Source organism: Curvibacter sp. GW821-FHT09D12 (assembly GCF_059416245.1).
Genome location: NZ_JBWKOU010000007.1, coordinates 1 through 21,436, shown reverse-complemented (window position 1 = coordinate 21,436; position 21,436 = coordinate 1). Strand labels below are relative to the sequence as shown.

Annotated in this window: 21 protein-coding genes; 11 read left to right on the top strand and 10 right to left on the bottom strand. The window is 65.6% G+C overall.

Features of this window, described 5'->3' with window-relative positions; all coding sequences use genetic code 11:
* The first annotated feature begins 62 nt into the window (after positions 1-62).
* Positions 63-377, top strand: coding sequence for a hypothetical protein (locus AC07PT_RS13015; RefSeq protein WP_494656905.1), 315 nt, complete (start codon positions 63-65; stop codon positions 375-377).
* A gap of 264 nt (positions 378-641) precedes the next feature.
* Here AC07PT_RS13015 and AC07PT_RS13010 read toward each other — a convergent pair whose 3' ends face one another.
* Entirely contained in the window at positions 642-1,682 is a 1,041-nt protein-coding gene (locus AC07PT_RS13010) for a CDP-6-deoxy-delta-3,4-glucoseen reductase (RefSeq protein WP_492347980.1), read from the bottom strand.
* A 48-nt stretch (positions 1,683-1,730) separates the two neighbouring features.
* On the opposite strand from AC07PT_RS13010, the gene AC07PT_RS13005 reads away from it, so the two are divergent.
* Complete coding sequence (locus tag AC07PT_RS13005; RefSeq protein WP_494656904.1) at positions 1,731-2,651, top strand: SDR family oxidoreductase; 921 nt, start codon at positions 1,731-1,733, stop codon at positions 2,649-2,651.
* A 35-nt stretch (positions 2,652-2,686) separates the two neighbouring features.
* Here the strand turns inward: AC07PT_RS13005 and AC07PT_RS13000 are convergent, their stop codons facing one another.
* Positions 2,687-3,427 (bottom strand): TerC family protein, encoded by a 741-nt coding sequence (locus AC07PT_RS13000; RefSeq protein WP_494656903.1) that lies wholly within the window; start codon positions 3,425-3,427, stop codon positions 2,687-2,689.
* 243 nt (positions 3,428-3,670) lie between these two features.
* On the opposite strand from AC07PT_RS13000, the gene ppk2 reads away from it, so the two are divergent.
* A complete protein-coding gene (gene ppk2 / locus AC07PT_RS12995) occupies positions 3,671-4,918 on the top strand; it encodes a polyphosphate kinase 2 (protein WP_492347983.1) in 1,248 nt (415 codons plus the stop codon).
* Positions 4,919-5,145: 227 nt separating this feature from the next.
* A complete protein-coding gene (locus AC07PT_RS12990) occupies positions 5,146-6,705 on the top strand; it encodes an AMP-binding protein (RefSeq protein WP_494656902.1) in 1,560 nt (519 codons plus the stop codon).
* Positions 6,706-6,746: 41 nt separating this feature from the next.
* Here the strand turns inward: AC07PT_RS12990 and AC07PT_RS12985 are convergent, their stop codons facing one another.
* Both AC07PT_RS12985 and AC07PT_RS12980 read right to left on the bottom strand, forming a co-directional pair.
* Positions 6,747-7,997 carry a CaiB/BaiF CoA transferase family protein gene (locus AC07PT_RS12985; protein WP_494656901.1) on the bottom strand — a complete coding sequence of 417 codons (1,251 nt, stop codon included), beginning with the start codon at positions 7,995-7,997 and terminating at the stop codon, positions 6,747-6,749.
* Between the two features lie 234 nt (positions 7,998-8,231).
* On the bottom strand, positions 8,232-9,428 hold the full coding sequence (locus tag AC07PT_RS12980) for an acyl-CoA dehydrogenase (RefSeq protein WP_019574607.1): 1,197 nt from the start codon (positions 9,426-9,428) through the stop codon (positions 8,232-8,234).
* Between the two features lie 172 nt (positions 9,429-9,600).
* Between AC07PT_RS12980 and AC07PT_RS12975 the strand changes: the two genes are divergently transcribed.
* Positions 9,601-10,545, top strand: coding sequence for a LysR substrate-binding domain-containing protein (locus tag AC07PT_RS12975; RefSeq protein ID WP_492347986.1), 945 nt, complete (start codon positions 9,601-9,603; stop codon positions 10,543-10,545).
* Positions 10,546-10,688: 143 nt separating this feature from the next.
* Positions 10,689-11,591 (top strand): dioxygenase family protein, encoded by a 903-nt coding sequence (locus tag AC07PT_RS12970; protein ID WP_494656900.1) that lies wholly within the window; start codon positions 10,689-10,691, stop codon positions 11,589-11,591.
* Between the two features lie 562 nt (positions 11,592-12,153).
* Here the strand turns inward: AC07PT_RS12970 and AC07PT_RS12965 are convergent.
* Positions 12,154-12,324: a hypothetical protein gene (locus tag AC07PT_RS12965; protein ID WP_169737782.1), complete on the bottom strand. Its 171-nt coding sequence runs from the start codon at positions 12,322-12,324 to the stop codon at positions 12,154-12,156.
* A 196-nt stretch (positions 12,325-12,520) separates the two neighbouring features.
* On the opposite strand from AC07PT_RS12965, the gene AC07PT_RS12960 reads away from it, so the two are divergent.
* Positions 12,521-13,081, top strand: a complete 561-nt coding sequence (locus AC07PT_RS12960; protein ID WP_492347988.1) for a DUF2889 domain-containing protein — start codon at positions 12,521-12,523, stop codon at positions 13,079-13,081.
* 28 nt (positions 13,082-13,109) lie between these two features.
* On the opposite strand, the gene AC07PT_RS12955 is transcribed toward AC07PT_RS12960, so the two are convergent.
* Together AC07PT_RS12955 and AC07PT_RS12950 are read right to left on the bottom strand one after the other, a co-directional pair.
* Complete coding sequence (locus AC07PT_RS12955) at positions 13,110-13,994, bottom strand: ParB N-terminal domain-containing protein (RefSeq protein WP_494656899.1); 885 nt, start codon at positions 13,992-13,994, stop codon at positions 13,110-13,112.
* Positions 13,995-14,248: 254 nt separating this feature from the next.
* Complete coding sequence (locus AC07PT_RS12950; protein ID WP_494656898.1) at positions 14,249-14,512, bottom strand: hypothetical protein; 264 nt, start codon at positions 14,510-14,512, stop codon at positions 14,249-14,251.
* A 72-nt stretch (positions 14,513-14,584) separates the two neighbouring features.
* Here AC07PT_RS12950 and AC07PT_RS12945 point away from each other — a divergent pair, with 72 nt between their 5' ends.
* The gene (locus AC07PT_RS12945; RefSeq protein ID WP_494656897.1) at positions 14,585-15,748 is read left to right on the top strand and encodes a GGDEF domain-containing protein; all 1,164 of its coding nucleotides are present in this window, start codon (positions 14,585-14,587) and stop codon (positions 15,746-15,748) included.
* Positions 15,749-15,759: 11 nt separating this feature from the next.
* Here the strand turns inward: AC07PT_RS12945 and AC07PT_RS12940 are convergent, their stop codons facing one another.
* A complete protein-coding gene (locus tag AC07PT_RS12940; RefSeq protein ID WP_492347992.1) occupies positions 15,760-17,337 on the bottom strand; it encodes a methyl-accepting chemotaxis protein in 1,578 nt (525 codons plus the stop codon).
* A 275-nt stretch (positions 17,338-17,612) separates the two neighbouring features.
* Between AC07PT_RS12940 and AC07PT_RS12935 the strand changes: the two genes are divergently transcribed.
* Positions 17,613-18,074 (top strand): DUF1569 domain-containing protein, encoded by a 462-nt coding sequence (locus tag AC07PT_RS12935; protein ID WP_492347993.1) that lies wholly within the window; start codon positions 17,613-17,615, stop codon positions 18,072-18,074.
* Positions 18,075-18,480: 406 nt separating this feature from the next.
* On the opposite strand, the gene AC07PT_RS12930 is transcribed toward AC07PT_RS12935, so the two are convergent.
* Positions 18,481-19,371, bottom strand: a complete 891-nt coding sequence (locus tag AC07PT_RS12930; RefSeq protein WP_494656896.1) for an AraC family transcriptional regulator — start codon at positions 19,369-19,371, stop codon at positions 18,481-18,483.
* Between the two features lie 179 nt (positions 19,372-19,550).
* On the opposite strand from AC07PT_RS12930, the gene AC07PT_RS12925 reads away from it, so the two are divergent.
* Positions 19,551-19,922 (top strand): putative quinol monooxygenase, encoded by a 372-nt coding sequence (locus AC07PT_RS12925; RefSeq protein ID WP_494656895.1) that lies wholly within the window; start codon positions 19,551-19,553, stop codon positions 19,920-19,922.
* A 102-nt stretch (positions 19,923-20,024) separates the two neighbouring features.
* Here the strand turns inward: AC07PT_RS12925 and AC07PT_RS12920 are convergent, their stop codons facing one another.
* Positions 20,025-20,495, bottom strand: a complete 471-nt coding sequence (locus AC07PT_RS12920) for an Lrp/AsnC family transcriptional regulator (RefSeq protein ID WP_492347997.1) — start codon at positions 20,493-20,495, stop codon at positions 20,025-20,027.
* Between the two features lie 93 nt (positions 20,496-20,588).
* On the opposite strand from AC07PT_RS12920, the gene AC07PT_RS12915 reads away from it, so the two are divergent.
* Positions 20,589-21,218 (top strand): LysE/ArgO family amino acid transporter, encoded by a 630-nt coding sequence (locus tag AC07PT_RS12915; RefSeq protein WP_494656894.1) that lies wholly within the window; start codon positions 20,589-20,591, stop codon positions 21,216-21,218.
* Positions 21,219-21,436: the final 218 nt, after the last annotated feature.

Below are 21,436 nucleotides of genomic sequence, written 5' to 3'. Positions count from 1 at the left end.
GAACAGCCCGGGGCGTTGTCATCCACATGGAGGTCGTCTCCATGCCAATGAAGGAAGTCATCATGAAAGTCCAAGCTCTCGTCTCCGCTGTGGTTGTTGCCCTGGCTGCCGGTGTGTCCGGTGCTGCGTTTGCCCAGGCTCCCGCTGCGGCGCCGGCTGTCGGCCCTGCACCTGCCACGGCCACCGTGAAGACCCCTTCCACCGTCACCCCGGTCGCCGAGCCCGCTGCCGCCACCCCGGCCGCCGCCGCCAAGGCCGAGCACAAGCACAAGCGCCATCACAAGCATCACAAGGATGCCGCTGCCGCGGCTCCTGCCACCCCGGCAGCACCTGCTGCGCCTGCCGCCCCCGCCATGCCGGCCGCACCAGCCAAGTAAGAAGGCCAAGTCAGCTGGCCAAGAGTCCGCCTTGCCTGAGGGGGTTCAGGCGGATGTGAAAAAGCCACCCTGATGAGTGTCAGGGTGGCTTTTTTTGTTGGAGGCCCCCATGCAAGCTCATGGCGGGCGCTTCGTGCTGAGTGATAGCGGGATTTTGTTGCCTATTCCACATCATTTGCTGCTCAATAGGCAACAAGCTGTCGCAAGTCTGGCGGTGGTCGATCCAGCCCCATTGGGGCATGGACCCACCCCGCTCGATCCGACTCAGGCCGCAGCGTGCTTGTCGGCTTCGCTGGTGAAGGCGTCGGCGTAGAACTCTTCGGCGGGCAGGCCACGCTGGGCGCTGTAGGCGACGCGGGCCGATTCGACCACGATGGGGGCGCCGCAGGCATAGACCTGGTGGCCCGACAGGTCGGCAAAGTCGTCCAGCACCGCCTGGTGCACAAAGCCGGTGCGGCCGCTCCAGCCGTCTTCGGGCAGGGCATCGGACACCACCGGCACGTAGCGCAGCTGAGGCATCTCGGCCGCACGGGCCAGCACCCAGTCGTGCAGGTACAGGTCTTGTGGCCGGCGGCCACCCCAGTACAGCGTGACGGCGCGGGTGCTGCCCTTGAACTGCAACTGCTCGATCAGGGCCTTGATCGGCGCAAAGCCCGTGCCCGAGGCCAGCAGCACGATGGGCTTGTCGCTGTCTTCACGCAGGTAGAAGCTGCCGAAGGGGCCTTCCACGCGCAGGATGTCCTTTTCCTTCATGGCGCCAAACACGTGATCGGTGAACTTGCCGCCGGGCATGTGGCGGATGTGCAGTTCGACGCCGGGAGCCTCGGTTTGGGTGTGCGGGGCGTTGGCCATCGAGTAGGCGCGGCGGGCGCCATCGCGCAGAATGAACTCGATGTACTGGCCGGCGTGGTAGCGGAAGGTCTCGGTGGCCGGCAGTTGCAGGCGCAGCTGCACCACATCCGCCGATTTCTTTTCAAGGGCGGCCACGCGCACCGGCATCTTCTTGATCGGAAAGGCGCTCTCGTCGGTCACCTGGCGCGACTCCAGCACCAGATCCGACTGTGGCACGGCGCAGCAGGTCAGGATGAAGCCCTGGGCCGCTTCTTCGGCGCTCAAGGCCTTGCTCTGGTGTTCGCCATGCACCACCTCGCCTTCGAGCTTCTTGCATTTGCACGAGCCACAGGCCCCGTCCTTGCACCCATAGGGCAAACCCACGCCCTGGCGGATGGCCGCGGCCAGCACGGCTTCTTCGGGGTTGGCGGTGAAGGCTCGCCCACTGGGCTGCACGGTGATGTTGAAGCTCATCTTTTCGGTATCCTCGGGGCCGTCTTTAGAAACTGGAAAGCCCCGATTTTGCCTTCAAACCAAAGCCCTCTCGGCGCCTTGCCCGCGCGGTTCCGGCGCCAACGCCTGTTGATCGTGGGCTGTGGTGACGTCGGTCAGCGCGTGGCGCGCCAGTTGCTCGGGCGTGTGCGTGTGCTGGCGCTGACCTCGTCGCCCGCCCGGGTGCCCGGCCTGCGCGCCCAGGGCATCACGCCGCTGGTGGGGGATCTGGATCAGCCGGCGACCCTGCATCGCCTGGCCGGCCTGGCGCACCGGGTTCTGCACCTGGCACCACCGCCTTCGCAACCCACGGGTGAGTGGTGGCGCGACCCCCGCAGCCTGGCGCTGGCCCGCAGCCTGCGGCAACGCAGCCTGCCCCGGGCCCTGGTCTATGGCTCGACCAGTGGCGTGTATGGCGATTGCGGTGGGGCGCTGGTGGATGAGACACGCACCTTGCAGCCCACCACCCCGCGCGCCCAGCGCCGGGTGGATGCTGAACGGGTGATGCGTCACCTGGGCCGCAGCCTGCGCGTGAGTGTCTTGCGCATTCCGGGCATCTATGCGCCCGACCGCGAGGGGGGCACACCGCGCGAGCGCCTGCTGCGCGGCACACCCGTGTTGCGGCACGAAGACGATGTCTACACCAGCCACATCCATGCTGACGACCTGGCTGCGGCCTGCCAGCTCGCCTTGTGGCGGGGTCGCCCGCAGCGGCTGTACAACGTGTGCGATGACACGCGCTTGCGGATGGGCGACTACTTTGATCTGGCCGCCGACCTGTATGGCCTGCCGCGCCCGCCCCGGGTGGCCCGTGATCAGGCCCGCGAGCAATTGCCTGTGAGCCTGCTGAGTTTCATGAGCGAGTCGCGCCGGCTGCTCAATACCCGGCTCAAGCGGGAGTTGCGACTGGCGTTGCACCACCCCACCGTGAACGAGGGGCTGGCAGGCTGAAAGGCGGGCGGCCCAGCCCCAGCCAGCCTGTGGATTCAGTCGGGCCGATGGGCCTCCACCTCGGCCTTGGAGACCCGTCGGCGCAAGCGGATGTTGAGCATTTCCACCGCCACCGAGAACGCCATTGCGAAATAGATGTAGCCCTTGGGCACGTGGTGGTCAAAGCCCTCGGCGATCAGCACCACCCCCACCACCACCAGAAAGGACAGGGCCAGCATCTTGATCGTGGGGTGCTGCGACACAAAGCGGCCGATGGCGCTGGCAAACACCATCATCAGGCCCACCGAGGCCACCACGGCCGCAATCATCACGGTGACGTTGTCGACCATGCCGACGGCGGTGATGATCGAGTCGAGCGAGAACACCAGGTCGACCAGCATGATCTGCACGATCACCGAGCCGAAACTGCTGCGCCCGCCAGCACTGTCGTGATGCTCTTCACCCTCCAGGGTCTGGTGGATCTCGCCGGTGCTTTTCCAGATCAGGAACAGGCCACCTGCGATCAGGATCAGGTCGCGCCCCGAAATGTCCTGGCCCCAGGCACTGAACACCGGGGCGTTGAGCCCGATGATCCACGACAGCACCATCAGCAGGCCGATGCGCATGAACATGGCCATGAACAGGCCCAGGCGCCGGGCCCGGTCGCGCTGGGCTTCGGGCAGCCGGTCGACCAGCACCGAGATGAAGATCACGTTGTCGATGCCCAGCACCAGTTCCAGGGCCGTCAGGGTGGCAAAGGCCAGCCAGGCCTGCGGAGAGCTCAGAAGTTCCATCATGGGATGTTGTCTCGTTGCGAAAAGCCGTTTGTAGCCGGTTTCGGCACTTCTGGGCAGGCTCAGATGTAAATGACGGATGCCTGGATGGGCGGCGGACCGCAGGCGGTTGTCCATTGATGCGGGTCAAGTCTGTGCAGCAGGCGGAGGTCGAAAATGACACTTTGATGACCGATGGGGCGGCCTTCGTGGTGCTGCCCCAGACAGGTTCTGAGCACGGCCACGATGTTTTCCGGAGACCCTGACATGACAGAACGCCCATCGCCCTCCCGAGCGGCTCCCGCACCGACCCCACCCACCGCTGGCGCCCAAGCCAAGTCCGGCGTCAAGGCAGGCGCTGCTGCCGCCAAACCCCGCACGGCGCGCAGCGAACGCAGCACGCGCCGTGGCGACGTGGCCCCCTCGGTGGCGCCCCGTGCGCTGGCCCGTCATGTGGCCCGCGAGGCCACCGATGCGGCCCAGCACAAGCAGCTGTCGGTGCTGAAGTCGCTGGTGGCCGGGGTGTCGGCTGAGGCCGGTGAGGCTGGTGACGTGGCCGGCACGCCCGAGCAACGCACCGCCACGCTGCGCGCCATGCTCGACGGGGTGTCCCAGGACGACCTGCAGATGCTGCTCCATGAGCTGCGTCCCAACCAGGCCCTGACCGGCGAAAAAGACACCGGCAACCCCGACGAGGAACTGGCCCGCGACTGGCGCCAGGGCGGCTATCCCTACCGACATCTGATGCGCCGCGCCAGCTACGAGCGTGAGAAATTCAAGCTTCAGGTTGAATTGCTCAAGCTGCAGGCCTGGGTCAAGGAGACCGGTCAGCGCGTGGTGATCCTGTTTGAAGGGCGCGACGCGGCCGGCAAGGGCGGCACCATCAAGCGCTTCATGGAGCACCTCAACCCCCGGGGCGCCCGGGTGGTGGCCCTGGAGAAACCCTCCGAGATCGAACGCGGCCAGTGGTACTTTCAGCGCTATGTACAGCACCTGCCCACCCGGGGCGAGATCGTGATGTTTGACCGCAGCTGGTACAACCGTGCCGGTGTCGAGCGCGTGATGGGCTTCTGCACCGATGCCGAATACACCGAGTTCATGCGCCAGGCGCCTGAGTTCGAGCGCAACCTGGTGCGCAGCGGGGTGCACCTGATCAAGTTCTGGTTCTCCGTCAGCCAGAGCGAGCAGCGCCGCCGCTTCAAAGAGCGCGAAGCCCATCCGCTCAAGCAGTGGAAGCTCAGCCCCATCGACAAAGCCTCGCTCGACAAATGGGACGACTACACGCGGGCCAAAGAGGGCATGTTCTTCGAGACCGACACCGCCGATGCCCCCTGGACGGTGATCAAGAGCGACTGCAAGAAGCGCGCGCGTCTGAACGCCATGCGCTATGTGTTGCACATGCTTCCGTATGGCAACAAAGACAGCGAGCACATCGGCAAGCTGGATCCCCTGATCGTGGGCCGCGCCCATGTGGTCTATGAGCGTGGTGAGCGCCCGGGCGGCGCCTTGCTCTGAACCGCGGGGCCTCAGACCCCCGAGCAGGGCGGGGGCCCGCATGTCGCAGAAGTGACCTGGGGGTGCCCTGGCGCCGATAGCATGGCCGACGGGTCCCCGGGCCCAACGGCCAGGGCCGGGGCGCTTGCGCAACCGCCGGGCGGCGGGCCAACGGGGGCTTGGCCTTGTCAGGGGGGCAGCCATGTTGTCTGGCAAGGCATTCATCACCGCCGAACCGGAGACAAGTCATGCCATTCCAGCCCTCTGTCATCCAGCGCATCGCCATTGGCGACATGCTGCGCCGAGCCGCCGCCCGAACGCCGGGCAAAACCGCCCTCATCGAAGGCGAGCGCCGACTGAGCTACCGCGAGCTCGATCAGCGCTGCAACCAGTTGGCCAACCACCTGCTGGCCCGGGGCTTGAAGAAGGGCGATGCGGTGGCCACGCTCTGCCTCAACAGCATCGAGCAGGTGGTGATGGCCTTCGGCATTGCCAAGGCCGGCCTGGTCTGGGTGCCCATGAACGTGATGCTGGCGGGCGAGCAGATCCAATACATCCTGGGCCAGGTCGAGGCCCGCCTGGTGATGGCCGACGACGAGTTGCTGGCGCCAGTGCGCGGCAGCATCGAGGCCGTCTGCCCTGGCGTGCTGGTCAACCGGGTCAGCGGCCAGTCCGGCATCGCCGGCCCTTGGCTGCATGAGGCCTTGCAAGCCGCCCCGGTGAGCGAACCCGAGGTGCAGATCGAAGACCGCGATGTGGCCCAGATCATGTTCACCAGTGGCACCACGGCCCATCCCAAGGGGGTGGCCATCAGCCATCTGGCGGTGTTTGTGGCTTCGCTCAGCGGGGCGATCGAAGGGGGGATCCAACATGACGATGTGACAGGCGTGGTGATGCCGGTTTTTCACTGTGCCGAGCACTCCCTGGTGGCGGCCTTTGTGCACCTGGGGGCCACGATGGTCATCGTGCGCCGCTTCGATCCGGTGGCTTTCATGCGCACGGTGCAGCAGCACCGCCTGAGCTGGATCTTTTTGTTGCCCATGATGTACCGGGCCCTGCTGGACCACCCGCAGCGCGCCGAGTTTGACCTCAGCTCGTTGCGCCTGTGCCTTTACGCCATGCAACCCATGGAGCCGGCCCTGCTGCGGCGCCTGACCGAAGAGATCTGCCCGCGTTTTGCACTGGCCAGCGGCCAGACCGAAACCTACCCCGGCACCACCTACTTCAAGCCCGAGTACCAGCTGAGCAAGCCCGGGCCTTACTGGGGTACGCCGGCGCTGATCAACGACATGGCCATCATGGACGACGAGGGGCGGCTGTTGCCCCAGGGCGAGGTGGGTGAGCTGGTGGTGCGTGGCCCCAACGTCATGAACGGCTACTACAAGAACCCCGAGGCCACGGCCGAAGCCTGCCGCCATGGCTGGCACCACACCGGCGACCTGTGTTTTTACGACCCCGATGGCCTGCTGGTGTTTGTCGACCGCAAGAAAGACATGATCAAGACCGGCGGCGAGAACGTGGCCTCGATCACCGTTGAAACCGCCTTGCTGGGCCATCCGGCCGTGGGCAACGCGGTGGTGGTGGGGCTGCCGCATGCGCATTGGACCGAGGCCGTGACCGCCTTTGTGGTGCTCAAGGCCGGTCAATCGGCCGATGCCGAGGCCGTGCTGGCCCATTGTCGGCAGCGCCTGGCGCGCCACGAGGTGCCCAAGGCGGTGGTGTTTCTGCCGGCGCTGCCCACCACGGCCACCGGCAAGATCCAGAAAAACGTGCTGCGCCAGCAATACCAGCAGCACTTTCAGGCCTGAGGCCGGCGCTGGGCGCGCTCCAAACCCTGTTCAGGGCGCCTTCAGAGCACGTTCTGGGCGCGTAACTCGGCGATGCGGGCCGCGTCCAGCCCCAGCTCGCGCAGCACCTCATCGGTGTGCTGGCCCAGGGCTGGCGGGGCGTTGCGCAGCACGGGGGGGTTGTCGGCCAGGCGCAGGGGGCTGGCCACACCCCGGATCTGTGCAATGCCATCGCCCGCGTCGCGCGGCAGGGTCACGGCCAGGCCACGGGCCTGCACCTGGGCATCGTCAAAGGCGCGCCCGATGTCGTTGATCGGGCCGCAGGGCACGGCCTTGTCTTCGAGCAGGGCGATCCAGTCGGCGGTGTGGCGGGTGCGGGTCAGCTCGCCCATCAGCGGGATCAGGGTTTCGCGGTGCTTCACCCGCAGGGTGTTGGTCGCAAAGCGCTCGTCCTGGGCCCACTCGGGCCGACCGGCCGCGGCGCAGAAGCGCGCAAACTGACCGTCGTTGCCGATGGCCAGCAACATGGCGCCGTCGGCGGTCGGAAAGTCTTGGTAAGGGGCCAGGCTGGGGTGGCTGTTGCCCTGGCGTCCGGGCACCTTGCCGGTGTTGAGGAACCCCGCCGCCTGGTTGGCCAGGATGGCCATGCCCACGTCGAGCAGCGACATGTCGATGTGCTGGCCTTTGCCGGTCTGATGCCGCACGTTGAGTGCGGCCAGGATGGCGGTGGAGGCATAGATGCCGGTGAACAGGTCGGTCAGCGCCACGCCCACCCGCAGCGGGCCGCCGCCAGGCTGGTCGTCGGCCCGGCCGGTGATGCTCATCATGCCGCTCATGGCCTGGATCATCAGGTCATAGCCGGCGCGCTCGGCATAGGGCCCGTCCTGGCCGAAACCGGTCACCGAGCAATAGATCAGGCGCGGGTTCAGAGCCAGCAGGCTGGCATGGTCCAGCCCGTACTGCTGCAACCCACCCACCTTGAAGTTCTCCACCACGATGTCGGCGCGCAGTGCCATCTCGCGGATCAGGGCCTGCCCTGCGGCGCTGGCCATGTCGATGGTCACGGATCGCTTGTTGCGGTTGCAGGCCGTGAAATAACTGGCCTGATCCGTGTCCTGCCCCGCCGCATCCTTGAGGAAGGGAGGCCCCCAGTGCCGAGTGTCATCCCCCGCCCCGGGCCGCTCCACCTTCACCACATCCGCCCCCAGATCCGCCAGGATCTGCGTGCACCAAGGCCCCGCCAGCACGCGGGACAAATCAAGAACTTTGAGACCGGCAAGGGCCCCAGGCTGGGGTGTGGGGAGTTGAGTCATGAGGCAATTTTCAGACGATGGCATGCCGAAGATCCGAGGGCCCCGATGCCCATCAATAGATCCAAAGTACAAGGAAACAACAGGGGACTGGCCAACAGGTCGCGGCCTGGTCTAGGCACCGGCAAGCGAAGCGAAGCCCGTTCCAGGATACCGCGGAGCTGGCTCTGCCAGTCCGCAGGTATCGCCCCCTGGGGGGGGAGGGGGCTACACGCAGTGAGCCCCAACAGGGGGGGCTCAGTTCCCGAAAGCCGCAATGCCAGTCTGCGCACGGCCCAGGATCAGGGCGTGCACGTCGTGGGTGCCTTCGTAGGTGTTGACCACCTCCAGGTTCACCAGGTGGCGGGCCACACCGAACTCGTCGCTGATGCCGTTGCCGCCCATCATGTCGCGGGCCAGTCGGGCAATGTCCAGCGCCTTGCCGCACGAGTTGCGCTTGATGATCGAGGTGGTTTCGACCGCGGCCGTGCCTTCGTCCTTCATGCGGCCCAGGCGCAGGCAGCCTTGCAGGCCCAGTGCGATCTCGGTCTGCATGTCGGCCAGTTTTTTCTGGATCAGCTGGTTGGCGGCCAAGGGGCGGCCGAACTGCTTGCGGTCCAGGGTGTATTGGCGTGCGGTGTGCCAGCAGAACTCGGCGGCACCCAGGGCGCCCCAGGCGATGCCGTAACGGGCGCTGTTCAGGCAGGTGAACGGGCCCTTCAGGCCTTGTACTTCGGGGAAGGCGTTTTCTTCGGGCACGAACACGTCGTCCATCACGATTTCGCCGGTGATCGAGGCGCGCAGGCCGACCTTGCCATGGATGGCGGGGGCGCTCAGGCCCTTCATGCCTTTTTCAAGCACAAAGCCGCGGATCGGGCCCACGGCGCCGCCTTCAGACACTTCCTTGGCCCACACCACGAACACGTCGGCGATGGGGCTGTTGGAGATCCACATCTTGCTGCCCTTGAGCTTGTAGCCGCCGGCCGTCTTGTAGGCGCGGGTGGCCATGCTGCCGGGGTCGGAGCCGTGGTCGGGTTCGGTCAGGCCGAAGCAGCCGATCCACTCACCGGTGGCCAGCTTGGGCAGGTACTTCTGGCGCTGGCCTTCGGTGCCGAATTCGTAGATGGGCACCATCACCAGCGAGCTTTGCACGCTGGCCATCGAGCGGTAGCCCGAGTCCACACGCTCGATCTCGCGGGCGATCAGGCCATAGGCCACGTAGTTCAGGCCCGGGCCGCCGTATTGTTCGGGGATGGTGGGGCCCAGCAGGCCCAGCTCGCCCATTTCGCGGAAGATGGCCGGGTCGGTCTTTTCGTGGCGGAAGGCTTCCAGCACGCGCGGGGCCAGCTTGTCCTGGCAGTAGGCCGCAGCGGCGTCACGGATCATGCGCTCGTCGTCGGTGAGCTGTTGGTCAAGAAGAAAGGGGTCAGCCCATTGGAAGGCGGCACGGCTCATGAGGGGTCTCCGGTCAGTGGCAGAAAAGTCAATGCTTGATGCGGTGCATCGTAGCCGGGGCCGCAGCCTTGCGCAAACGAGTATTTGACATCCAGATATTCCTTTGATGCATTTCTTGTTTCAAAAAAACCTGGAAAATGCGGCCAATCCGCTTCACAAGTTCCATAACGGCATGAAACGCAAAATCCCCTCCACCCAGGCGCTGGCCTGCTTCGAGGCCGCCGCCCGGCACGAAAGCTACACCCGTGCGGCACAAGAGCTGGCCCTGACCCAGAGCGCGGTCTCACGCCAGGTGACGGCGCTGGAGGAGTTTCTGGGCGTGGCCCTGTTCCGCCGCACCCGGCATGGTGTGGCGTTGACGCCCAGCGGCGCCAATTACTGGCGTCAGGTGTCGCGCCGGCTGCAGGGCCTGGAGCGCGACACCCTGGACGTGATGGCCCACCAGGGCCTGGGTGGGGGGCTGGTGTTGGCCGCCGTTCCCACCTTTGCCACGCGCTGGCTGATCCCCAGGCTGCCCGATCTGGCCCAGCGCCACCCTGATCTGGTGGTGCACATCGAGACCCGCACCCGCCCGTTTCTGTTTGCCGATACCGAGTTCGATGCCGCCCTGTACGCCGGTACCCCCGAGCAGGTGGCCAATTGGCCCGGGGTGCGGGCAGTGCCCCTGTTGAGCGAAGACGTGTTGCCGGTCTGCAGCCCCGCCTGGCTGCACCGCCGGGGCCTGAGCCCGGGCGGGCTCACGCCGCAGGCCCTGGCCGGCCTGCCCCTGCTGCAGCAAAGCACCCGGCCCTACGGATGGCGTCAGTGGTTTGATGCCCAGGGCACCGAGGCGCCAAGGGCCATGGAAGGGCCGCGCTACGAGCTGTTCTCGATGCTGGCGGTGGCCGCCTCGCACGGTCTGGGGGTGGCGCTGATGCCGCCGCTGCTGATTGAATCTGAGCTGGCGCGTGGCGAACTGGTGCCGGCCTGCACGGCCTCGCTGCAGGGTGAGCGAGGCTACTACCTGGTCACGCCCGCACAAGACGACCCCCCTGTGCTGACCGCTTTTCGAGACTGGTTGATGGGGCAGGTGGCTGAGGTGAAACCGCTGCAGCGTGCCGCCGTCGTGACGCGGTGAAATCTGCGTTTTTTTAGCATTTGCAGGGGCTTTGTTCATCCGCGGCTGACCGCTTTCCGTTAGGCTTTTGAGCTTTGCCTGAACCGCTTGCCAAGGACGCTGCCTTGAACCCGAATTGCTCCGAAGTCCCCCTGACCTCTGTCTTGTTGCGTCGCCGTCTGTTGGGGCTGACGGTGGCTTTGCTGGCGGCGCCAGCCCTGGCGACCCCGCAAAAAAACAAAGCCCATGCGGCCCCGGCCGGCAAGGCCGCGGCAGGCAAGGGCAAGGCGGCTCCGGTGCACGGCGGGCGATCTGCGGCATCCGCGGCGTCGTCGACCCCGGCGCCCCGCATCGTGCAGCGTGAACCGGCCCTGGTGCCACGCCTGACCTCGGCCGCACCCGAAGGGCCGCATTACCTTGATGCCTCGGCCCTGATGCGTGCCGACATCAGCGAGGGGCTGCCCGGCGTGCCGATGGAGCTGCGTTTCGTGGTGGTCGACCAGACCGCCATGCCCTTTGCCGGGGCCCTGGTCGAGGTCTGGCATTGCGACGCGCAGGGCGTGTATTCCGGCTTTGTGGGGCAGGGCGACAACGGCGACATCGATGCCCGCGGGCGCAGTTTTCTGCGCGGCCGCCAGGCCACCGACCGCAATGGCGTGGCGGCCTTTCGCACCATTTACCCCGGTTGGCATGCCGGGCGCACCGCACACATCCATTTCAAGGTCTGGAACGGCGAGCGCTGTGTGTTGACCTCGCAGCTTTTTCTGCCCGATGCCTTGAGCGAGTACCTCTTCAGCCAGCAGGAGGCTTACTTGCGCACCCGCCTGCGCGACACACTCAACAGCACCGATGCGGTGGCCCTGCAGGCCGGCAACAGCGTGGTGGGCTCGGTGCGCGAAGAGCGTGAGCAATACGTGCTGACCTTGGCCGTGGCGGTGGACCGATCGGGCCGTCCGGCCGGGGAGGCCGCCGACATGGCTGCGCCGGGGGCGCCTGCCAACGCCCTGCGCCTGGACCTCGACAGCCCCGAGCGCCGTCAGGCCCTGGTGCCGGGCCTGCGCCGCTGAGTTGGGCCGAACTATCCCCGCCCAAGCTGGACAACATTGTGGACAAGCCGTGGGGCGAGCGGGGAGGGCCTGCACAAGCCCTTGATTTCATTGGGAAAGCCTTGCGTTGCTCAAAAATTGAGCAGGTGGCTGATTCAGGCCGGGTAAGCGCCTGAAACCACGCTGAAACACAGCCTTTCAGGCCCTGTTGTGCCTGCCAAGGCCGCTTGATCACACCCGCTGCCGGCTTGGGATGCGGGCCTGGCCGTGCGGCATCGCTTTGTCCCTGCGAAACGAGGAGAACCCTGTGGACAAGCCGTGGGGGGACCCCTATCAAGTGGGCTAAGTGCTTGATTTCAAAGGGCTGTTCTTGCGTTGCCTAAAAAATGGGCAGTATCGACACCCTCGGCAGTAGGGGCCGGTGCATGCCCGACCCAGGCGGCCCCATCTGGGCCCCATGGGTTCGAGGGCGGCCCCACGAGAAGGCGCAAGCCCATGCAAAAAGCCCTCGGGCACAGGGCGCACGAGGGCTTTTGGGGCCTGGGGCAGGGGCCTGCTCCCAGTGGCTCAGAGAAAAGAGGCCTCAGCCGCCCTTCTTGGAGCGCTTGCCAGGGTTCTTCTTGCTGCGGGTGGCCACGCCACGCTCCAGGCTCACGCGTTGGCCGCGGCCACCGGTGGGGTTGGGCATGCCCGGCAGGGGGGTCGGGGCGGGAGTGCGCTTGCGATCAGCTTCGGTGACGATTTTGTTGCCCATGGCGTTCTTCTGTACAAAAGGTTGAAACCCCCTATTAGGCCACAGGTCGAAAGTCCCTCACTGAAACTCTGGCCCGGGCCGAAGGGTGGCTTGATGCGCAGGTGACCTGGCTCATGGGGCAGGCTCACTAGAATCGCGCTGCCCGCGGGCCCCTGGCCTGCTGTTTTCTCCAGCCAACAGAGGTGCCGATTTGCCCTTGCCCGAACCCAGCCCACGCCGCCCCTCGCACACCCGCGAGGTTCGTTATGAGGCTTTCCAGCGTGACGATGGCCTGTGGGACATCGAAGGCGAAATGCGTGACACCAAGAGCGAGGTGTTCGACATCCCGGGCGAAGGCCTGTGGCAGCCTGGCGAGGCCATTCACCACATGCACATCCGCCTGACGCTGGACACCACTTTCGTGGTGCAAGACATCCACGTGGCCATGGACAGCGTGCCGCACGGCGAATGCCCGTCGGCCCAGGCCACCATGCGCCGCATGGTGGGGTGTTCGTTGTCGGGGGGCTGGCGCCAGACCATTGAGCGCCAGCTGGGCGGCGTGCAGGGCTGTGCCCATCTGCGCGAGCTGCTCTTCAACATGGCCACGGTGGCCTTCCAGGCCCTGCCCAATGCGTTTTCGGGCGATGCCCAGCGCCCACCGCTGCACCTGGGGCGCTGCAAGGCCTGGGACTTTGACGGGCCGCTGGTGCAAAAGCACCATCCCGTGTTTTTTGGCTACCAGCCCAAGCCCAAGAAGCCGGCGCCGCCCCAGGCCTGAGGGGGGGCCGGCGCGGTGCTGCCCCGGCTCAGGCCGCTTCGGAACGCAAACCCTTGAGGCGCTCGACCTCGGCCTTGAGTGCGCTGTTCTCGGTCGTCAGCTCCACGATGGTCTGGCGCAGGCGTGCAATCACCCCTTCAGGGGTTTCGGGCTCTGTGCGTTCCACCGCCTTGGCAGCACGCACCTTGCGGGCGGCCTGCTGCAATTCCTTCTTGCCGCCGGCTGCTGCGGCCACCTGCTCTTCAACCGGCAGGGTGGCCACGGTGGCGGCCGCATTGATCGAGATGGTGCCCGATTTGACCGCGGCCACCAGCTCGGGGGCGGCGGCCTTCTGGATCTTCTCGATCTGAACCATGGTGGCATTGCTCACGCGGGCTGCGCGGGCCAGGGCCTCGCGCGTGAGGGCCGCATCGGTCTCGACCGGGGGGGCGGCGCTGGCCGTGGCAGGGGTGGCCGGGGCTGCCGCGGCATCGCCCTCCCAGGGCGGGGTGTCTGGGCCTGCGCCGGACTCGGGGGCGGGCTGATGGGCGATGGGGTCGCTTGAGGCGGCTGCGGCTGCGCTTGCTGCGGGGGCCGCAGGGGCGGTCTCGCGGCTGGCGATGATTTCTTTTTTGCGCAAGGCCAGCACGCCACGCTGAAAGTCGCTCAGGCTGCGGCGGCCCAGGTGCTGGTCGATCATCCACAGGCGCACGTCGTCCATGGATTTGAACTGGGTGTTCTGCACCGTGTTGAAGGCAATGCCGTGCTTCTGGCAGATGCCGTAGCGGTTGTGGCCGTCCACCAGCACATCGCCCCACAGCACCAGGGCATCGCGGCAGCCTTCGGCCAGGATGCTGCGCTCCAGCGCGGCGTGTTCGTCGGGGGTGAGGGGGTCGATGTAGGCCAGCAGTTCTTCGTTGACGATGATGTCCATGGCGGTCAATAGCTTCGCGTGAGGCGCGCCGTCGGGCGGCGCGGGGGGAGGGTGATGGGTTGGGGCCGCCGGCGGCGGCCTGTTCAGGCCAGTCGTCTTGATCAGCGGCCAGGGCCTGCTCAACAGCGCCGCTGTTGGCGGCCTGACCCGGGGGCGTCGGCGGGGTGCGGAGTATAGCCGCCAGGCACCTGCCCGCTGGCCCGGCCTGACGCCGACCGCGCATCGATGGCGCAAGGTGGCCGGTGGCACCGTTGTCAACCTTCTGCTGGGGGCTTGCGCGGGTTTTCCCTAGGATGTAAACTCAAGCCTTGTCTCCCGGTCAACCCTGTTGATCGTTCATCCTCAAGGCCCAAAACCTTGGGGGTTTTTTCTTTCTGGGGCGGCTTCAACCCATCGAAGCCTATCTGCCAGGGCTTGGCCAGGCTTTTCAGCTCGCGCGGCCCTTGCTGCACTGCCCAGGCCTTCCATGCCGTCTGTGCCGTCAATCCCCCATTTGGATGCACCGGCCCCACTTTCATGCTGGGCGCCACAGGTTCATTGTTTCGCTGTTACAGGTTGCGCGGTCAACGCTACATTGGGCCGATGTCTGCTTGCCGTCCTGCCACGCCGTGATTCGCTTCGACCTGCCCACTGTGATTGCCTATGCGGGTGTCATGAGTTGCATGATGGGTTTGATCCTGGGTTTCATCGGCCGGGATCGCACGGCCGCCATCAAGGGCTTGAATTTCTGGGCCGCCGCCACCCTGGTGGCGGGGCTGGGCACCCTGACCCGCATCCTGTTGCGCAACTTCACCTCCGATGCGGTGGCCATTGGCGCGCAGAACGTGTGCTTGATTTTGACGGCCGCCCTGTTTCTGGCGGGCACCTGCGAGTTTTTTGATCGCGCCTTGCCGCGGCGATTTCTGTGGTGGCTGGTGGCGGTGGCTGCCACGGCCATGGTGGTTTTTGCGGGCTATGACGACGGGCCGATCCACCGGCGCATCTTTGCCAGGGCCGTGCTGGTGGCCCTTTTCGCGTACCACGCCTGGGTGATTTACCGGCAGGAAAAGACCTTTGCCCGCTACCTGACCCTGGCCACCATGGTCTCGCTGGTGCTGCTGATCTCGGCCCGCGCCTTGGTGGGCTATTGGGCCCCGGATGGCGATGGGGTCGACTCCATCGAGCTCATGCAGGTGGTGTATGCCGTGGGCTATTCATCGGCCGACGTGCTGATCCCGGTCTGCGCCATTTTGATGACCCATGAAAACATCCGGCTGATGCTGGAGGACATGGCCCTGCGCGACAGCCTGACCGGCACCCTGAACCGCCGCGCCTTGTTTCAACTGGGCGACAGTGCGCTGGCGGGTTGCCTGCGCCGCGGCCAGCCGTTGTCGGTGCTGCTGCTGGACCTGGACCACTTCAAGCAGATCAATGACCTGCAAGGCCACCATGTGGGCGACCTGGTGCTGAAGGAATTTGCCGACCGGGTCCAGGGCATTCTGCGGCGCCCGGCCTTGCTGGCGCGCTACGGGGGCGACGAGTTTGTGGTGGTGCTGCCCGGCACCACGGCCGGAGACGCCGAACAGGTGGCCGAGCGCATCAGAAACGGCCCGGCCGTGTGGCGGGAGGTCCCCAGTTGCCACGTCAGCATCGGGGTTGCCAGCTTGGTGCAGGGGCACCACGAAACGCTGGCCGCGCTGATTCAGCGCGCCGACAAGGGGCTTTACCGCGCCAAGAACGCGGGGCGCAACCGGGTCGAGATGATTGGGGTTTAAGGCCGGTGAAATCAGTTCAGCAGCGCGTGCCGGCTGCCCGATGGGTCGAGCCGGAAGCGGGCCACCACCTGGTTCAGTCGCTGGGCCTGGTCACTCAGGCTGTGGGCGGCGGCCGTCGATTGCTCAACCAGCGCGGCGTTCTGCTGGGTCATCTGATCCAGCTGCGACACGGCGGTGTTGACCTGGTCGATGCCCTGGCTTTGCTCGGCGGTGGTGGTGGTGATGTCGCGCATCATCAGGGTCACCCGCTCGATGCTGTTGACGATGTCGTTCATGGTCTGGCCGGCATCGCCCACCTGGCGGGCACCGGTTTCCACGTTCTCGACGCTGGAGCCGATCAGCGCCTTGATCTCGCGGGCCGCCTGGGCCGAACGCTGCGCCAGCGAGCGCACCTCGCCGGCCACCACGGCAAAGCCCCGCCCCTGCTCGCCAGCACGGGCTGCTTCAACCGCGGCGTTCAAGGCCAGGATGTTGGTCTGGAAGGCGATGCCGTCGATCACGCCGATGATGTCGGCAATCTTTTTGGAGCTGCCATTGATCTGGTCCATGGTGCGAACCACCTCGGACACCACATTGCCACCGCGCTGGGCCACCTGGGCGGCCGAGCCCGCCAGGTTGGCGGCCTGCGAAGCGGCGGCCGCGCTCTGGTGCACCGTGCTGGTCAGTTGCTCCATGGCACTGGCGGTTTGCTGCAGGTTGCTGGCGGTCTGCTCGGTGCGGGCACTCAGGTCCTGGTTGCCCGAGGCGATCTCGCTGCTGGCCGTGGAAATGCTGTTGACCACCCCGTGCACCTCGCGCAGCGCCTGCTGCAGCGCCGAACGCATGCGGTCGATCGCCTGCAGCAACTGGCCGGTTTCGTCGCCGCTGTAGCTGGCCTGGGGCTGGCCCGTCAGGTCCATGTCGGCAATCTGGTGGGCAATCGCCTGCGCCTTGCGCAGCGGGCCGGTGATGCTGCGGGCCAGGTACCACGCCAGGGCCACGCCCAACACCAGCCCCAGGGCCGTGCACAACATCAGCAGGGTGCTGGTCTGCGTGCGCAAGGCCTCGCTGCGTTGGGCCGAATCGTCCAGCCGCTTGCGCTGGCGGTCGGCCACCTCCTGCACCGAGGCCAGGTACTGGCGCGACGTGGGCTCGAACACCTCGTTGAAGGCGCGGGCCGCAGCGTCTGCATCGCCTGATTTCTTGTGCTTGCTGACCTCTTCACGCGCGCTCAGGTAGGTCTTGCGCAGCTGGGCCACCTTGTCGATCAGTTGCTTGTCGTCGGGGGCGGTCATCTGGGCTTCGACCTGCTTTTGCAGGTCATTTGTCAGGCGGATCGACTCGGCCGTGGCAGGCGCAAAGTACTCGATCAAGGCCGCATCGCCACTTTTGGCAATGGCCGCCGCCCGCTGGATGCCGGCCGTGGTGTGGCGCAGCCAGTCAGACGTGGCCCGCTCGGTCTTGAGGTTGACGGTCAGCATCGCCTCAGACACCTCGCCCATCTCTTTGAGCTTGATCACAGCCACCAGGCTGCTCAGCAGCGACAGGGCCAGGATCAGCCCCAAAACCAGCGCCAGGCGCTTTCCAATCGAGAGTTGTGTGAGGGACATGATGGCAATCGGCAACAAGCGGGGTTCAGAATGAACACTTGAATGTGCCATAAACCGGTGCAAGAGCGTGCACCTTGTGGGTGCGGTGCAGCATCGAATTCGTCGGCAGGGGGGCAAACCCGGCCTCGCTTTGTCGCCTATTTGTCTATTGACGCCGGTGTGGCCTGCGGGCTGGGGTGCCAGTCGTGTAGGGCGCGGCGATGAACGCTAGCATCGGCGTCATGCAACGCAGACACTTCTTGGCCCTTCAGGTGGGCGCCCTATCAGGAATGGCCATGGCAAACACGCCCCTCGACAAGATCCAATCACTCAGCGACGCCCTGCGCTGGCTGGACCAACTGGACCAGGCCCGCAGCGTGAGCAGCAGCACCGACTGGAAGATGCTGGCCGTCTTCGAGCACCTGGCCCAAAGCATCGAGTTCAGCCTGGACGGCTTTCCTGAGCCCAAGAGTGCGCTGTTTCAGCAGACCGCAGGCACCTTGGCCTTTTCGTTCTTCAAGTGGCGCGGCCACATGAGCCATGGCCTGACCGAGCCCATCCCCGGCGCGCCCGCACTCACCCAGCAAGAGGCCTGGAAACCCGGCGCCCTGCGCCTGCGCGCCGCGATCGCCCGCTTTCAGTCCCACACCGGGCCGCTGCAACCCCACTTTGCCTACGGCGCCCTGAGCCGCACCGACTACGCCCTGGCCCACACCTTTCACATCGCCAACCATCAAGATGCGATCGTGGTGGCCTGAAGGCGCGGTCGCCCACGAGCCACAGCCCACGCTCAAGCCAAGGCCAAGGCCAAGGCCCAACCCTCAAGAATGATGTCAAAACCCTGACAAAGGCTTGTCTGTGCCTGCAGTGATGCGCCTGCGCCACGCTGGCAGACAGCCGGTAGACCCGCATGGACCAGAAGCGTAGGCTAGACCCATGCACACAAGGCAAGCCCGTGATGAAGCGCCGCAATCCCGGCGCCAGATCAAACGACAAGCCCAGCGCCAGGCCGCGCTGCCGCCGCCCCGGGACTACCCCGAAAGGGATGTGCCGCCGTGGAAGCCGATGGGGTGATGGGGCTGACTGCTGATTTACCCCCACCCAGCCTGACCCGATGGGCGCTCCTCTGATAGTGGGGCGTGGTTGGGGGTCAGCACAGGCAGGCTATCGGGCGGCTTTGATGGTTTCTGATCGGGCGGCCGCACTCTGCCTGTCCCTGTTTGGCGGCCGGCCGTACATGCGGGCATATTCCCGGCTGAATTGCGAGGTGCTCTCGTAGCCGACGTCAAAGGCAATCTGGCTGAGGATCTTGCCGGTGGAGAGGATCAGGCGGCGTGCTTCGATCAGCCGCAACTGTTTCTGAAACTGCAGGGGTGTCAGTGAGGTGATGGCGCGGAAGTGTTGGTGAAAGGCCGAGCGGCTCATGCCGGCGGCCGCCGCCAATTGTTCGACTGGTACCGTCTTGGCATAGTTGACGCGCAAGATCGCCACCGCTCGGGCAACACGCCGTGCGTGACTGTCTGGCGAGCCCAGTTGGCGAATGGAGGGCCCTTGTCGGCCCAACAGCAGCCAGTGGTGAATTTCTCGGATGAGGCCATCTTTGAGCACGGCCAGCGACTCTGGGCGATTGAGTAGCAACACCAATCGGCGAAGCGCGTCGTGCAGCTCGTCACGGGTGTCCTGCCCGCAAGGGCGTGCATGCACTTCAGGTGAGTGGGTGACCAGGTCGGTGATCACGGCAAGGTCCAGGTTCAACGCCAAGGCCAGGTAGGGGGTGGCCACGCTGGCCTCGCTGATTCGGCTGACCGTTGGGACATTGCCTGTGACGATCAGGGTCTCGCCGGCCGCATAGGACGATTCGCCGCTTCCCAGGCTGATTCGCTTGCAGCCCTGCAGCACCCAGCAAACCAAGGGTTGAGCCACGGTGTGCTCCAGTTCGCTGGGCGCTGTGCTTCGTACCAAATACAGGCCGCGCACGGGTGTCACCGCGGTCGTGGTGGCCTCGCGCTGCTCGTCGGTGTGGCGCCGGAGCGCCCGTATCAGGTCTTTGTCCATGGCGCATTTTGGCTGGGGCGTGGCGCGCAACCCAGCCAGTCTGGACATTCAGGCAAGGATTGTCGACGTTCCTGCACGTGCAGGCTTGGGCTTCAAGCCACAGTGGTGAACCCCATTCAGGAGATGCCCTCATGACCACGACCCCAGTCCCGGCGATTCAGCCTTCTTCACATTCGTCCATGGCCCCGCACCAGGGGGTTCAGGTCTTGGGCGAACAAGGATCGGAGGGCCGCAAGGCCTTCTTCATCCAAATCGAGGCCCGTCCCGGAAAGGAGGAGGCGGCTGTGCAGATGCTGCGAGACATTCGGGCATGCGTTGAATCAGAGCCGGCGACAGGGCCGTGGTTCGCCGTGAGGTTCTCGCAGACCCGTTTCGCCATCTTCGAGGCCTTTCCCGATTTGGCAGGGCGCCAGGCCCATGTCGACGGGGGTGGGGGCGACATCTTCCGAGACCTCGCACGCATGAACGCGATCCTGGCCGGCGCAGCCCAGGTGCACCGTGTGGATGTGCTCATGAGCAAAGACCACTTTTCTCATCGAAACGAAATTTGATCTGTTCGGCAGAACGGCAGGGCCGCCTGCGACGCGCTATTGCCGAAACGGTTCAACGAGCCGGATCTGCGTGCCGCCTGTGGCGCCGGTTCCGGTTTGGGTTCATTCGCGTGACGCGCCAGGGGCCACCAGCCCACGGCGTGGAATGGGGGTGGAAAACACAATGGAGGTTCGGGTCTCGCCGTACCCGTTGATGGACGACAGAAACTGCTCCAGATCTTGCAGGCTGCGGGCCACCACCGTGAACAGGTACGAGTCTGCGCCGGCCACATGCTTGCATTCCAACACCTCGGGGGCACGACGCAGCTTGTCAAGGAACGCCTTCTTTCCGGGCTGCGCCACCGTGATGCCAATGATGGCGCTCACCGGGTAGCCGGCCAGCGCCGGGTCCAGTTCTGCGGTCACTGAGCGCACAACCCCTGCATCCTGCAGCCGCTTCAAGCGTTCGACCGTGGCAGGAACCGAAAGCCCCGCAGCGGAGGCCAGGGTCTTGAGCGGCGCCCGACCCTCAGCTTGCAAGGCCATCAGAAGGGCCCAGGCCTTCGCATCCAGTTCAACAACGGATTCAGTCATATCTCGTATTCACCTGAAAAATCGACGATGAAATCCATTTTTGCCTGAATTTTGTTCTGTGCAGCCGTCATGCCTCTTCAGAGAATCCTAGGCATGGACACACATCACACTTTTCCATTGATGGGCCTGTTTGCCCAGTCGATGCTGATCGGCCTTTCCATCGCCGCGCCCGTGGGGCAAATCGGCATTCTTGCGATCCAACGCACCTTGGATCATGGTCGCGCATCCGGTTTGGCCACGGGCCTTGGCGCGGCCTTTGCAGATGCCATGTACGGTGCGATTGGTGCGTTTGGCGTGACGAGCCTGATGGCTTGGCTGCTTGGCTTGAAGCTGTGGCTGGGTTTGTTCGGCGGGGGCTTTTTGCTGTGGCTTGCATGGCGAATCGCCAAGCAGCCGCCTGCCCGGGGCCGCCATGCGGCCCTGCCCAAGGGCAGCTTGCTGCGCTACGTGTCAGGGACATTCTTTTTGACGCTGTCCAATCCGACCACCATCCTCTCGTTCATGGCCGTGTTTGGTGCATTGGCGGGGGGGGCCCCCGTTCCATCGCCTTGGGTGATGGTGCTGGGGGTGTTGGTCGGCTCAGCGTTGTGGTGGCTGATCTTGGCGACAGGCGTGGCCTGGCTGCGTGATCGCTTTGACGCCCGATGGCAGCGGGCGGTCAACCTGTGCTCTGCAGCGGCGCTCGCTGCGATGGGCCTATGGCAATTGAGCCAACTCATTTGAGGCGGCTCATTGTGTGATTTGCAGTTGCACCGTGCCCGCCGGTGGTGAGGCGTCACGACGGTAGCCCAACGCAGGGCGCCCTCCCATTGACTTTGTATGCGTCTGGTCAGGCGCAGCCCCTGACCCAGGCCTCGGTGGCCTTCGGTGCGTGTCAAGACAGTTGTCGCCTAATTCATGCGCGCCGAGCCGCTTTATCCAGTGCTGATTCCGTCGTCTTG